The organism is Zoogloea sp., from assembly GCF_028689785.1.
GTDB lineage: Bacteria > Pseudomonadota > Gammaproteobacteria > Burkholderiales > Rhodocyclaceae > Zoogloea.
Genome location: NZ_JAQVCN010000004.1, coordinates 125,707 through 138,977 on the forward strand (window position 1 = coordinate 125,707; position 13,271 = coordinate 138,977).

General features: G+C 65.5%; 11 protein-coding genes. 10 read left to right on the forward strand and 1 reads right to left on the reverse strand.

Going from position 1 to position 13,271, the window contains the following annotated elements:
• Positions 1-135: 135 nt before the first annotated feature.
• Positions 136-492 carry a RidA family protein gene (locus tag PHI64_RS03705; RefSeq protein ID WP_299878771.1) on the reverse strand — a complete coding sequence of 119 codons (357 nt, stop codon included), beginning with the start codon at positions 490-492 and terminating at the stop codon, positions 136-138.
• Between PHI64_RS03705 and ilvA the strand changes: the two genes are divergently transcribed.
• The 10 genes from ilvA (at position 436) to PHI64_RS03755 (ending at position 13,242) form a co-directional block, all read left to right on the forward strand.
• Positions 436-2,109 (forward strand): threonine ammonia-lyase, biosynthetic, encoded by a 1,674-nt coding sequence (ilvA, locus tag PHI64_RS03710; protein ID WP_299878774.1) that lies wholly within the window; start codon positions 436-438, stop codon positions 2,107-2,109. The genes PHI64_RS03705 and ilvA overlap by 57 nt on opposite strands.
• 361 nt (positions 2,110-2,470) lie before the next feature.
• Complete coding sequence (tam, locus tag PHI64_RS03715) at positions 2,471-3,232, forward strand: trans-aconitate 2-methyltransferase (RefSeq protein WP_299878777.1); 762 nt, start codon at positions 2,471-2,473, stop codon at positions 3,230-3,232.
• The gene (locus PHI64_RS03720) at positions 3,229-4,062 is read left to right on the forward strand and encodes a Sir2 family NAD-dependent protein deacetylase (protein WP_299878780.1); all 834 of its coding nucleotides are present in this window, start codon (positions 3,229-3,231) and stop codon (positions 4,060-4,062) included. The genes tam and PHI64_RS03720 overlap by 4 nt, the downstream gene beginning before the upstream one ends.
• A gap of 127 nt (positions 4,063-4,189) precedes the next feature.
• Positions 4,190-5,053 carry a fused MFS/spermidine synthase gene (locus PHI64_RS03725; protein WP_299878783.1) on the forward strand — a complete coding sequence of 288 codons (864 nt, stop codon included), beginning with the start codon at positions 4,190-4,192 and terminating at the stop codon, positions 5,051-5,053.
• Between the two features lie 5 nt (positions 5,054-5,058).
• Positions 5,059-6,387, forward strand: coding sequence for a 16S rRNA (cytosine(967)-C(5))-methyltransferase RsmB (rsmB, locus tag PHI64_RS03730; RefSeq protein ID WP_299878786.1), 1,329 nt, complete (start codon positions 5,059-5,061; stop codon positions 6,385-6,387).
• A gap of 37 nt (positions 6,388-6,424) precedes the next feature.
• Positions 6,425-6,961: a DUF4390 domain-containing protein gene (locus tag PHI64_RS03735; RefSeq protein WP_299878789.1), complete on the forward strand. Its 537-nt coding sequence runs from the start codon at positions 6,425-6,427 to the stop codon at positions 6,959-6,961.
• Positions 6,958-9,099 carry an ATP-binding protein gene (locus tag PHI64_RS03740; RefSeq protein ID WP_299878792.1) on the forward strand — a complete coding sequence of 714 codons (2,142 nt, stop codon included), beginning with the start codon at positions 6,958-6,960 and terminating at the stop codon, positions 9,097-9,099. The genes PHI64_RS03735 and PHI64_RS03740 overlap by 4 nt, the downstream gene beginning before the upstream one ends.
• Positions 9,077-10,327, forward strand: coding sequence for a response regulator (locus PHI64_RS03745; protein ID WP_299878795.1), 1,251 nt, complete (start codon positions 9,077-9,079; stop codon positions 10,325-10,327). The genes PHI64_RS03740 and PHI64_RS03745 overlap by 23 nt, the downstream gene beginning before the upstream one ends.
• A 30-nt stretch (positions 10,328-10,357) precedes the next feature.
• Complete coding sequence (gene trkA / locus PHI64_RS03750; protein WP_299878798.1) at positions 10,358-11,785, forward strand: Trk system potassium transporter TrkA; 1,428 nt, start codon at positions 10,358-10,360, stop codon at positions 11,783-11,785.
• Positions 11,785-13,242, forward strand: a complete 1,458-nt coding sequence (locus PHI64_RS03755) for a potassium transporter TrkG (protein ID WP_299878801.1) — start codon at positions 11,785-11,787, stop codon at positions 13,240-13,242. The genes trkA and PHI64_RS03755 overlap by 1 nt, the downstream gene beginning before the upstream one ends.
• Positions 13,243-13,271: the final 29 nt, after the last annotated feature.

The following is a 13,271-nucleotide window of genomic DNA, read 5'->3' on the forward strand; positions in this document are numbered from 1 at the left end:
TACGGAATCTGGGGGTTTGCCCGACAGGGCCGAAAGGAATACCAGGACACCTATTTTTGACTTCCCTGCCAGCGGCCGGTTCCGGCATGCCCTTCCCGTGGCGTCGAACTCAATCGACCCCACGGAGATTGCAGCCTAGTCGCGCAATGCTGCCTGCACCGCAATTTCCACACGCCAGCCGGGTTTGGCCAGGCGCACCACCTGTACACAGGCCCGGCTCGGCGCCGTTCCGGCGGGCACCCAGGCGTCCCACACGGCGTTGACCACGTCGTAGTCGGCCATGTCGGTGAGGTAGAGGGTGGCCATCAGCAGGCGCTCCTTGCCGCTGCCGGCCTGTTCCAGCAGGGTTTCCAGGCTGGCCAGCATGGCGCGGGTCTGCTCGGCAATGGCGGCGCTGTCGTCCGGCGGCACTTCGACGCAATACACCACCCCATTATGGGTTGTCGAATCGGAATATCGCGGCGTCGTGCCGGCGCGGTGGATAGGATTCATGAAAGACTCCGGTGGGGAAAAGGTGTGTATGTTGCAGCGCGGGCGCTCCGGCTGCTACCCTCCAGAGCTTCTCCCAGCCGAAACGCAGGTTCAGCCATGAGCGCGCAGCACCCCGACTATCTCCAGAAAATCCTCACTGCCCAGGTCTATGACGCGGCGATCGAAACGCCCCTCGACCCGGCCCCTAACCTGTCGGCGCGCATCCACAACAAGATTTACTTCAAGCGCGAGGACATGCAGCCGGTGTTCAGCTTCAAGCTGCGCGGCGCCTACAACAAGATGGCCAGCCTCAGCCCGGCGGCCCTCAAGCGCGGGGTGATCTGCGCCTCGGCCGGCAACCACGCCCAGGGCGTGGCCCTGTCTGCCAAGAAGCTCGGGGTACGCGCCGTGATCGTGATGCCCACCACCACCCCGGCCATCAAGATCGACGCGGTGAAGCGCCACGGTGGCGAAGTGGTACTGGCCGGCGAAAGCTATTCCGACGCCTACGGCCACGCCAAGGAACTGGAAAAGACCGAAAAGCTCACCTTCGTCCACCCCTACGACGACGTGGAGGTGATCGCCGGCCAGGGCACCATCGGCATGGAGATTCTGCGTCAGCACCCCAAACCCATCCATGCGGTGTTCTGCTGCGTCGGCGGCGGCGGTCTGCTGGCCGGCGTGGCGGCCTATATCAAGCGGGTGCGCCCCGAGATCAAGGTGATCGGCGTGGAAACCATCGACGCCGACGCCATGACCCAATCCCTGGCCGCCGGCAAGCGCATCGAACTGCCCACGGTGGGCCTGTTTGCCGACGGCGCAGCAGTAAAGCTGGTGGGCGAAGAGACCTTCCGCCTGTGCCAGGAGTACGTGGACGAGATGATCCTGGTGGATAACGACGCCATCTGCGCCGCCATCAAGGACGTCTTTGAAGACACCCGCTCCATCCTTGAGCCCGCCGGCGCCCTGGCCGTGGCCGGCGCCAAGGAATACGCCAAGCGCCACGCCCTCAAGGACAAGACCCTGGTGGCCGTGGCCTCCGGCGCCAACATGAACTTCGACCGCCTGCGCTTCGTGGCCGAGCGGGCCGAGGTGGGCGAGCAGCGCGAAGCCGTGCTGGCCGTGACCATCCCCGAAAAGCCCGGCTCCTTCAAGAAGTTCTGTGACCTGCTGGGCAACCGCAACATCACCGAGTTCAACTACCGCTACGCCGATGCAGCCAAGGCCCACATCTTCGTGGGCGTGGGCGTGCACAACCGTGCCGAAGGCGTGCGCATCACCGAACTGCTGCAACGCCACGACCTGCCCTGCCTCGACCTCACCGACGACGAGATGGCCAAGAGCCACATCCGCTACATGGTCGGTGGTCACGCCCCTCAGGCCGACGACGAAGTGCTCTACCGCTTCGTCTTCCCCGAGCGCCCGGGCGCCCTGCTCAACTTCCTCGACACCCTGCGCTCCGACTGGAACATCAGCCTGTTCCACTACCGCAACCACGGTGCCGACTTCGGCCGGGTGCTGGTGGGCATGCAGGTGCCCCCGCAAGACCGCGAGGCCTTCCAGGGCTTTCTGGCGCGGCTGGGGTATGAGTATGTGGAGGAAACGGGCAACCCGGCTTACCGGATGTTCCTGGGCTAATGCCTCCCCGGCCCCGGTCGTACAGCCCGTATCGCGTATATGGCAAGTACAGTACGGGGCCTGTACGGAACACCTTGCGTCACGCAGCGCAGCGCAAGCACCCATGCGCCTCCTGGCCTTCCCCAGAAATGCCGGCCTGCCCGTTGCAGCCTGTCGGCGCCGATGGTTTGAAGACCTAAAGGCGCTGTGACCGCCCGTCAGCAGATCGCATGTCAATCTGATGGATCACGGCTGCTCGATCATTCATCCCATGGGTGAGGTCGGCTCAGGCTGGTTGTTGCTCACAGCCCCCATCACTTCTCCGCTGTCCCCCCAACGCCCCATCGGTGACAATTGAATCCTTCAACAGGAGGGTCATGCCATGGGTTGGGAGCCGGATCGATATCTGCAATTTTCCGATGAACGTCTACGCCCGGCGGTAGATCTGCTCGGGCGGATTCCTCTGCTCAGACCGGGGCGAATTGTTGACCTGGGCTGCGGGGCCGGCAATGTGACACGCCTTCTGGCCGAGCGCTGGCCGGAGGCGGACATCACCGGCCTGGACAGCTCCCCCGCCATGCTGGAACGAGCGCGCAGCGTATTGCCCGGGGTCCGCTTCGATCAGGCTGGCGTCGAACACTGGGAGCCCGAAGAGGCCCTCGACCTGTTGTTCTCCAATGCGGCCCTGCACTGGGTCGGCGACCATGAAAGCCTGTTTCCGCGCCTGGTGGATGCGCTTTTTCCGGGCGGGGTGCTGGCCGTGCAGATGCCCGGCAATTTCGAGGCACCGTCCCATCGGCTCATCCGCGAACTGGCGGCCGCGCCGGAATGGGCGGAGCGCATTGGCCCGGCGCGGATGGGTGCGGTGCTGGGCATGGCCGACTACCACCGTCTGCTGTCGCCCCTGTGCACACGTCTTAGCCTGTGGGAGACAACCTACTGGCAGAGCATGAGCGGGCCATCTCCAGTGCTCGACTGGCTGCGTGGCACCACCCTGGTTCCCTATCTCGCGCCCCTGGATGAGAAGGAGCAGACACACTTTCTGGCCCAGCTTGGCGAGCGGCTGGCGGTGGCCTATCCGCCGGACACCCACGGGACGACCCTCTTTCCCTTCCGGCGCATTTTCATCGTTGCCCAAAGATGAGCGCCGCAGCCCTGTTTGCCGGTGCGGCGGCCTGGGTAGCCAAGGCGGATGGCCTGATCATCTCGGCCGGAGCAGGCATGGGGGTTGATTCTGGCCTGCCGGACTTTCGCGGCAACACGGGCTTCTGGCGGGCCTACCCGGCCTTGGCGAAGGCCCGCATCGCCTTCGAGGAGATCGCCAGCCCGGACGCTTTTCGCCGTCACCCCCGGCAGGCCTGGGGCTTCTATGGTCATCGTCTGAATCTGTATCGACGCACCATTCCCCACCAGGGCTTTGCCATCCTGCAACGCATCGGCGCTCGTCTGCCCCGGGGCGCTTTCGTGTTCACCTCGAATGTGGATGGGCAGTTTCAGCAGGCCGGCTTTCCGGAAGAGTCGATCTGCGAGGTGCACGGCTCGCTGCATCACCTCCAGTGCATGGAGGCCTGTGGGCAGCCCATTCATTCGGCAGAGGCCTACTTTCCGGAGGTGGATGGGCAGGCATGCCTGCTCACCAGCCCCCTGCCCCGCTGCCCCCGCTGCGGCGCCCTCCTCCGCCCCAACGTATTGATGTTCGGCGACGGTGAATGGCTCAGTCAGCGCACCGCCACCCAGCGTCGGCGGCTGGAGGCGTGGCTGGCCAGGGTGCAGCGCCCGGTGGTCATCGAGATTGGTGCCGGCAGCCATGTGCCTACCGTACGCTGGTTCAGTGAAACCCTGGGCGAGCCCCTGGTGCGCATCAACCCGACCGAGGCGGAGATTCCAGGTCGAGGAATCAGCCTGCCAATGGGGGGGCTGGCAGCTCTCAGTGGCATCCACTCGGCCCTGGTGCAGCAGGGCTTTGCTGCATGAGCAGGCGGCCTGCCCGGCCCTTGTTCCACGTGAAACAATGTCGATGGAGCTGATCAGCCTTCACAGTTCCGATTTTGATCCTGCGTCCTGCCCCCAAAACTCCCTTGATCAGAACGGAGTGTTTCACGTGAAACATACCGCCCCACTCCACCTGCCATTCAGCCCGGATGCGGCCCTCGTACTGAAGCGCCGTCAAGCACCCCAGCTTGTTCCGGGTCATCTCCAGTCCATCGCCCTCGAAGACACCCACACCTTCGGCACTCTCTACAGTCTGGATGGTGACGCCATGGCAGCGGAGGCCGATGAGTTCATGCTCCATGAGAGCCTGGTGCACATCCCGGCCCTCAGTCATCCTGATCTCCGGCGGGCCCTGGTTCTCGGGGGTGGAGATGGCGCCTCCGCCCGGGAGTTGCTCAAGCATCCTGGGCTCGACAGCATCATCGTGGCCGAGCTGGATCCGGGGGTGGTCGTTACCATCCGCAGACTTCTGCCCGCCCTGCCCCAAGACGCCTTCGACAACGGGCGGGTCGACCTACGCATCGGCGACGCCGCCCACACCCTTGCCTCAGCCTACCAGGCAGGCGAGCGCTTCGACGTGATCCTCTTCGACCTGACCGAGGCCGACGACCCCGCCTGCGCCCATCTGCACCAGCCCGATTTCCTCCAACTCTGCGCGGCCAGTCTGGCTCCCCGTGGGATAATCCACGTCCAGCTCGGCTCCCCCTTCTACCAAGCGGAAAAGGTGGCAAGCCTGTATCGTCGGCTGGAGTCCGTTTTCCCCAAACCACAGGTCAGCCTCATCCATGTTCCGCTCTATGGCGGCCCCTGGCTTCTGGCCTGCTGCAGCGGAAACGCCCAGCCCGAGCCGGACGAAACCACGCTTGTCGAACGCATGACCGCCAGATGCATTCACGGTCTGCGCTACTACAATCCGGCGCTTCATCTTGCCAGCCGGGCCCTGCCCAATTACATCCGCGACCTGCTCGCCTGAGATCCATGCCCAGCCGCCCCCCTCGCCCCACTGCCCCCGCGTCCCCCCCCCCACTTGCCGAAGACAGCCTCGCCTACAGTTTTGTCACCACCGCCCAGCTCATCGCCGACGTGCTTGCCGGGGGCACTCTGACCGAGGCCCTGGCGGCTCTGTGGAGTGCACGGCCGGCCACGCCCCCCAGTGTCCGTGGTGCCATCCTCGACCTCGCCTACGGCAGTCTGCGCGACTACGGCCGGCAGGATTTCGTCCTCGGCAAGCTGCTCCAGAAGCCGCTCCCCGAGCCGGTCCAATCCCTGCTGCGGGTGGCCCTGTATCGCCTCGACAGCCGCGCCGACACCGCCCACACCATCGTTGACCAGGCCGTCACTGGCGCCGCAACGCTGCTGGGCGGCAAATTCAAGGGGGTGGTGAATGGCGTGCTGCGCAATGCCCTGCGTCAGTCTGCCGAGCTGAACCGGGCCGCCGATGCCGACATGGTGGCCGAGTTCCGCCACCCTCCCTGGTGGATCCGCCGCCTACGCAGCCAGTATCCGGATGACTGGCGCGCCATTCTGGCCGCCGGCAACACCCATCCGCCCATGGCCCTGCGCGTCAATCGCCGCCGGACAACACGGCGTGAAGTACTGGCGGCGTTTGCCGCCGCCGAGCTGCCTGTACGTGAGTTCAACAACGGAGCCCTGCTTCTCGATCGCCCGGTTCCGGTAACGCGGCTACCGGGATTCGCCGAGGGCCTGCTCAGCGTGCAAGATGCCGGCGCCCAGCACGCTGCCCGCTACCTCGACCTGGCCGACGGCCAGCGGGTGCTCGACGCCTGCGCAGCCCCCGGCGGCAAGACCTCCCACATCCTGGAAACAGCCCAGGTGGCGCTCACCGCCCTCGACAGCGATGCCCTCCGGGCCCATCGAGTCAGCGAAAACCTGGCCCGCCTCGGCCTCTCCGCCGAGGTAAAGACCGCCGACTGCCGCAACCTGTCCCGCTGGTGGAACGGCCAGCCCTTCGACCGCATCCTTGCCGATGTGCCCTGCTCCGCCTCCGGAGTAGTCCGGCGCAACCCAGACATCAAGTGGCTGCGCCGCTCCGACGACATTGCCCGCTTCGCGGCCCAGCAGGCCGAGATCCTCGATACCCTGTGGCAGGTCCTGGCCCCGGGTGGCAAAATGCTTTATGTCACCTGCTCGGTGTTTGCCGAAGAGAACCGGGAGCAGATCGCCGCATTTGCGAGCCGCCATCCCGATTGCTGCCCCCTGCCCATCGCAGGCCAGCCCGATTGCCAGTATCTGCCTTGCACCGAACATGACGGATTTTTCTACGCCCTGCTCGAGAAAGCTGCCTGAACGACGTCGCTTCCTGCGGGGGGCGGCTGCCTTCATCGTGACAGGCAGTCTGGCCATCGGGGCCGCCCCCGCCCGGGCGGCGGAAGCCGAGATCCGGACGGCCTCGATCGAGGCCGGCGAGGAGCAATTCGTGCTCAACGCCGACATCTCTGCCGAACTCACCCCCCTGCTGGCCGACGTGGTGAGCCGGGGCGTGGCGCTGTTTTTCGTCACCGAGTTTGAACTGCGTTCGCCGCGCTGGTACTGGCTGGACGAAGAAATCGTCAGCAAGACGGTCACCTACCGCCTGTCCTACCAGTCCCTGACCCGCCAGTACCGCCTCACCACCGGCACCCTGCACCAGAACTTCAGCACCGTTGAAGAGGCCATGCGCACCATGCTGCGCATCCGCAACTGGAGTGTGGCCGAGCGCGGCACCCTACGCATCGGGCGCAGCTACAACGCCGCCCTGCGCTTCCGCCTGGATGTCACCGAACTGCCCAAGCCCCTGCAGGTGAGCGCCTTTGGCCGCAAGGACTGGAACCTCGGCACCGACTGGTACCGCTGGACCTTCGTTGCCCGCGAGGCCAAATGAGACCGACCGCCCTCGTCGTCGTCGCCGCCGTCGCCGGCATTCTGCTTTTCCTGCTGGCCACCGCCAGCGCCAACACGCCCCTCTTTGCCCGCAACTACACCCTGTTGCTGATCCTCAACGGGATCATCGCCTTGGGCCTGGCCAGCCTGGTCTTCGTGCAGCTGCGCAGCTTGTGGCGGGAGTACCGGGCGCGTCGCTTCGGGTCCCGCCTCAAGCTGCGCCTCATGACCATCTTTGCTGCCATGGCGGTGGTGCCCGGGGTGCTGGTGTATGCCGTGTCGCTCCAGTTTGCCGTCAAGAGCATCGACTCCTGGTTCAATGTGCGAGTGGATGCGGCCCTTGAGAGCGGCCTGCAACTCGGCCGCAGCTCCCTCGACATGCTCCTCGGCCAGCTCACCGACAAGGCTGAGCGCATGGTCGAGGAGCTGGAGCTGGCCCCCCAGGTGCGCTCCACTTTGCTCAATAACCTGCGTGAGCGCGCCAATGTCGAATCAGCCACGGTCTTCTCGTCCAGCGGCACGATCGTCGCCACCGCCGAAACCGAGATCGACAGCCTGGTGCCTGAACGGCCCAGCGTTGCCCAGTTGCGCCAGGCCCGCCAGACCCAGGGCTACCGGGCGGTGGAAGGCCAGGCACCGGACGGCCTGATCCTGCGGGTCATCGTACCCATCCCCTCGCGCCGCCTGGTCGAGCCCCAGTTGCTGCAACTCACCCAGTCGGTGCCCAGCACCTTCGCCGCCCATGCCGAGAGCGTCGAGACCGTGCACCGGGACTACCAGGAACTGTCCCTAGCCCGCAACGGCCTCAAACGCATCTACACCCTCACCCTCACCCTCACCCTGCTGCTGGCGCTGTTTGCCGCCGTCGCCGTGGCCTTCGTCCTCACCCGCCGCCTGGCCGCACCGCTCTTCATCCTTGCCGAAGGCACCCAGGCCGTGGCTGCCGGCGACTTCAGCCCCCGCCAGGCCCTGCCCGCCCGGGACGAGCTCGGCGTGCTGACCCAGTCCTTCAACCAGATGACCCGCCAGCTTGAGGATGCCCGCGCCCAAGCCGAGAACAACCGAGCCGCCGTGGAGCGCAACCGGGCCTACCTGGAAGGAGTGCTGGCCAACCTCTCCGCCGGAGTGCTGGCCTTCTCGCCGGACGGACATCTGAGAGCCGCCAACCATGGTGCCATGACCATCCTCAACGACCCCCTGGACGGCTACGAGCGGGTACGTCTGGAGGAATGGACTGCCCACGGGGATTTTCGTGAGGCCCTGCTGGGCGCCCTGCGGGACCCCGAGCCGAACTGGAACCGGCAGATCGAGTTTTCCAACCCGGATGGCAGCACCCAAACCCTGCTCCTTCACGGCACCCGCCTGCCCGACGACACCGGCGGCGGCTGGGTGGTGGTTTTCGATGACATCACCCATCTCATCGCCGCCCAGCGCACCGCCGCCTGGGCGGAGGTGGCGCGGCGCCTGGCCCACGAGATCAAGAACCCCCTCACGCCCATCCAGCTTTCCGCCGAACGCCTGCAGTTCAAGCTCGCCGATCGCCTCGACACCGAGGGCAGGGAAATGCTCGAACGCTCCACCACCACCATCGTCAACCAGGTGGAGGCGATGAAGAACCTGGTAAATGCCTTCCGTGACTATGCCCGGCTACCCACCCCGGTGATGACGCCGGTGGATCTCAACGCCCTGGTGCGCGAAGTGCTGGTGCTCTACGAGGGCTCCCGGGTGATGATCCACGCCGAACTCGCCGCCGACCTGCCCCAGGTGCTCGGCGATGCCACCCAGCTCCGCCAGGTCATCCACAATCTGCTGCAGAACGCCGAAGACGCCCTCAGCGAAGAGGATGCGCCCGAGATACGCCTGTTGACCCGAGCCGATGCCCGGCGGGTAGACTTGATCCTGCGCGACAACGGGCAGGGTTTCCCGCCAGAGATCCTGTCCCGGGCTTTCGAGCCCTATGTCACCACCAAGACCCGTGGCACCGGCCTGGGTCTGGCCATCGTGAAGAAGATCATCGACGAACATGAGGGCGAGATCCGTCTCGCCAATCGCGAAGCTGGTGGTGCGGAAATCCGCATCCGCCTGTGCACCGCTCCCCAATCCGAGTCCACCACCCATGGCCAAGATCCTCATCGTTGACGACGAAGTCGGCATCCGCGAACTCCTCTCCGAGATCCTGCGCGACGAGGGGCACGACATCATCCTCGCCGAGAACGCCGGCGCAGCCCGGGCTGCGCGCAATGCAGCCCGGCCTGACCTCGTGCTGCTCGACATCTGGATGCCCGACACCGACGGGGTCAGCCTGCTCAAGGAATGGTCGGCCAACGGCCAGCTGACCATGCCGGTGGTGATGATGTCCGGCCACGGCACCATCGACACCGCCGTGGAAGCCACCCGCATCGGTGCCATGGAGTTCCTCGAAAAGCCCATCGCCCTGCAGAAACTGCTTGCCGCGGTGAAACGGGGGCTGTCGCGCATCAAACCCGCCCACGCCCCCAGCCCCCTGGGTCTGGCTGCCTTCAGCCGCTCGGCGCCCTTGCGTGACCTGCGCAAGCGCCTGGAGCAGATGGCAGACAAGTCGCGCATCATCCTGTTGCGCGTGGGGCCGGGCAGCCTGGCCGAGCTATGTGCCCGCAGCCTGCAGCGGGTCGGCACTCCCTGGCTCGACCTGTCCCTTTCGTCCCTGCCCATCGAACTCAACGTGCTCGAAGGCGCCCGCAACGGCGTGCTGTATGTGCCCGAGCTGATCTATCTGTCGCGCCCCCAGCAGAAGAACCTGGTGTTTGCCATGGACCGCCTGGAGCGCCACGGGCAGACCCTGGTGGTGGCCACCGAGCACCGCCCCGAGGAACTGGTGGAACACGGCTGGGAAGAGCGCGCCCTGGCCCGCCTGTTCGAAGTCTCCCTGGCCCCGCCGGCCCTGGGCGAGATCCGCGACGAGATCCCCGAGATCGCCAGCCAGATCCTGCTGCACTTCGTCGAAGCCGGCGAGGTGCCCGCCCGCCGGCTCTCCTCCGCCGCCCTCAACGCCCTGCGCAACCAGGGCTGGCCGGGGGGCTACGGCGAGCTCAAGGCCGCCATCAAGTCCCTGGCCCTGGGCACCCTCGAAGAAGAGATCGGCATGGACGAGGTGGCCCACCTGCTGGTCAAGACACCCCCCGCAGCCCTCGGCCTGCCCCTCGACCTGCCCCTCCGCGAAGCCCGCGAGATCTTCGAGCGTCTGTACTTCGAACACCACCTGCAGATCGACGGTGGCAACATGACCCGCCTCGCCGAGAAGACTGGTCTCGAACGCACCCATCTGTACCGCAAGCTCAAGCAGCTCGGCATCAGCGTTGGCCGTCGGCACGAAGAGAGCAGCTCCTGAGCGCTCCCCGCCGGGGCAAGGAAGGAAGACATGAAGATCATCATCCTTGGTGCCGGCCAGGTCGGCACCTCCGTCGCCGAGAGCCTCGTCTCCGAAGCCAACGACATCACCGTGGTGGATAACAACGTCGAGCATCTCACCTCGCTCCAGGAGCGCCTCGACCTGCGCGTGGTGACCGGCAATGCGGCTGCCCCGTCAGTGCTGGACGCCGCCGGCGCCCAGGACGCCGATCTGCTGATCGCCGTCACCCAGTCGGACCAGACCAACCTGTGCGCCTGCCGGGTTGCCAAGACCCTGTTCAACATCCCGACGCGCATCGCGCGCCTGCGCTCTGCCGACTACGCCGAACACCCCGAGCTGCTGAACGACAGCAACTTCGCCGTGGACCACTCCATCTGCCCCGAGCAGATCGTCACCAACTACATCCGCAAGCTGATTGAGTTTCCCGAGGCCCTGCAGGTGCTGGAGTTCGCCGAGGGCATGGTCACCATGATCGCCGTGAAGGCCTTCGAAGGCGGCCTGCTGGTGGGCAAACCGCTCAACACCATCCCCCTGCGCCTGCCCAACATCGATGCCCGGGTGGCCGCCATCTTCCGGCGCGACCAATCCATCATCCCCTCCGGGGACACCATCATCGAAAGTGGTGACGAAGTCTTCATCATTGCGGCCACCTCCCATATCCGCAAGGTCATGACCGAGCTGCGACGCATGGACAAGCCCATCAAACGGGTCATCATCGCCGGCGGGGGCAACATCGGCTTCCGCCTCGCCCGGGCCATCGAGAGCACCTTCAACGTCAAGCTCATCGAGCGCGACCGACGTCGTGCCGAGGTGCTCGCCGGGCAGTTGTCCCGGACCCTGGTTCTGCGCGGTGATGGTACCGACGAAGCCCTTCTCGACTCGGAGAGCATCGAGGAAACCGACATGTTCCTCGCCCTCACCAACGACGAGGAGGACAACATCATGTCGGCCTCCCTGGCCAAGCAGATGGGCGCCCGCCGCACCCTGGCCCTGATAAACCGCAAGTCATATGTGGACCTGGTACAGGGCGGGCGCATCGACATCGCCATCTCGCCGGCCCAGACCTCCATCGGCCAGCTCCTGGCCCGGGTGCGACGGGGCGATGTGGCCGCCGTGCACAGCCTGCGCCGAGGCGCCGCCGAAGCCCTGGAAGTCATTGCCCACGGAGACGCCAAACACTGCAAGGTGATCGGCCGCCGCATCGAAGAGATCGACCTGCCCGAAGGCGCCACCATTGCCGCCATCGTGCGCAATACTGGCCAGAGCCGCACCGAGTACAAGGAGCTGATGCCCTACGAGGTGCCCATCCACGAAGTCATCATGGCGCACCATGACACCGAGATCCGTGCCGAGGACCACGTCATCGTCTTCTGCACCAGCAAAAAACTGATCGGCCAAGTGGAGAAGCTCTTCCAGGTAGGCTGGGGCTTCTTCTGATGGACGCCCTGCTCCCTGTCGCCAACGTCCTGGGCCGCCTGCTGTCGATCTTCAGCCTGGCTTACCTGATGCCCATCGCCGCGGCCTTTTTTTATGACGATGGCACAGCCGCCGACTTCATCGCTGCCATGGTCATCTCCCTCGGCAGCGGCCTGATGCTCTACGGGGTGACCCGCTCCCATTACCGGGAGCTCAAGCCCCGGGACGGCTTCCTGCTGGTGTCTACGGTGTGGGCGCTGATGGCGGCCATCGCCACCATTCCCCTGCTCCTGGTGTACGACACCATGAGCTTTACCGACGCCTTCTTCGAGACCATGTCGGGCCTCACCACCACGGGCTCGACGATCATGACCGATCTGGATCATGCGCCCCCCGCCATCAACCTGTGGCGCCACGAGCTCAACTGGCTCGGTGGCATGGGCATCATCGTCCTCGCCGTGGCCGTGCTCCCTCTGCTGGGAGTGGGGGGCATGCAGCTCTACAAGGCCGAAACCCCCGGCCCGATGAAGGACTCCAAGCTCACCGCGCGCATTGCCGATACCGCCAAGGCCCTGTGGCTGGTGTACTTCCTCATCACCGTGGCCTGCATCCTGCTGCTAAACCAGGCCGGCCTGTCCTGGCTCGATGCCATCTGTCACGCCTTCGCTGCCCTGGGCCTGGGCGGCTTCTCGACCCGAGACGCCAGCGTCGGTGCCTTTGACAACCCCATGGTCGAGTTCATCCTGATCGTCTTCATGGTAATCGCGGCGATGAACTTCGCCACCCACTTCGTCGCCCTGCGGGGACGCGACCTCCGCGTCTACTGGCAGGACGTGGAGGCCCGCGGCGTGGTCGGGTTGATCGTCACCTCATGTTTTGGCGTGGCCCTCTATCTGTGGCTTGAAGGCACCTACGAGGACTACCCCACCGCCTTGCGGCATGCCAGTTTCAACCTCGTGTCCATGGCCACCGACTGCGGCTTCGCCAGCCAGGACTTCGACAAATGGCCCATCTTCGCCCCCCTGTGGATGCTCTTCCTGTCGTGCATCACCGCCAGCTCCGGCTCCACGGGGGGCGGCATCAAGATGATCCGCACGCTCATCCTGGCCAAGCAGGCTAACCGCGAACTCACCCGCCTGATCCATCCTGCCGTCGTCAATCCCGTCAAAGTCGGCGGCAGCGCCATTCCCAATAACGTGGTGATCGCCGTTCTCGGCTTCATCTTCCTGTACTTCATGAGCGTGGTCATGCTGACCTTCGTGATGATCCTCTCGGGACTGGATTTCATGACCTCCCTCGGCGCGGTGGTGGCCAGCATCAACAACGCCGGCCCCGGCCTCAACAAAGTCGGCCCGGCCACCAACTATGCGGTCCTGACCGATTTCCAGACCTGGGTATGCAGCTTCACCATGCTCCTCGGGCGTCTGGAAGTACTGTCCCTGGCAGTGGTGTTCACCCCCCAGTTCTGGCGCAAGTAAGCGCTTCTTGATTTGCTCCATCCACGCCC

What these genes read in the sequence shown, in the direction of transcription:
- PHI64_RS03705 (WP_299878771.1), bottom strand. Translation starts at nt 492, where the DNA reads ATGAATCCTATCCACCGCGCCGGCACGACGCCGCGATATTCCGATTCG.
- PHI64_RS03745 (WP_299878795.1), top strand. Translation starts at nt 9,077, where the DNA reads ATGGCCAAGATCCTCATCGTTGACGACGAAGTCGGCATCCGCGAACTC.
- PHI64_RS03740 (WP_299878792.1), top strand. Translation starts at nt 6,958, where the DNA reads ATGAGACCGACCGCCCTCGTCGTCGTCGCCGCCGTCGCCGGCATTCTG.
- rsmB (WP_299878786.1), top strand. Translation starts at nt 5,059, where the DNA reads ATGCCCAGCCGCCCCCCTCGCCCCACTGCCCCCGCGTCCCCCCCCCCA.
- tam (WP_299878777.1), top strand. Translation starts at nt 2,471, where the DNA reads ATGGGTTGGGAGCCGGATCGATATCTGCAATTTTCCGATGAACGTCTA.
- trkA (WP_299878798.1), top strand. Translation starts at nt 10,358, where the DNA reads ATGAAGATCATCATCCTTGGTGCCGGCCAGGTCGGCACCTCCGTCGCC.
- ilvA (WP_299878774.1), top strand. Translation starts at nt 436, where the DNA reads ATGGGTTGTCGAATCGGAATATCGCGGCGTCGTGCCGGCGCGGTGGAT.
- PHI64_RS03755 (WP_299878801.1), top strand. Translation starts at nt 11,785, where the DNA reads ATGGACGCCCTGCTCCCTGTCGCCAACGTCCTGGGCCGCCTGCTGTCG.
- PHI64_RS03720 (WP_299878780.1), top strand. Translation starts at nt 3,229, where the DNA reads ATGAGCGCCGCAGCCCTGTTTGCCGGTGCGGCGGCCTGGGTAGCCAAG.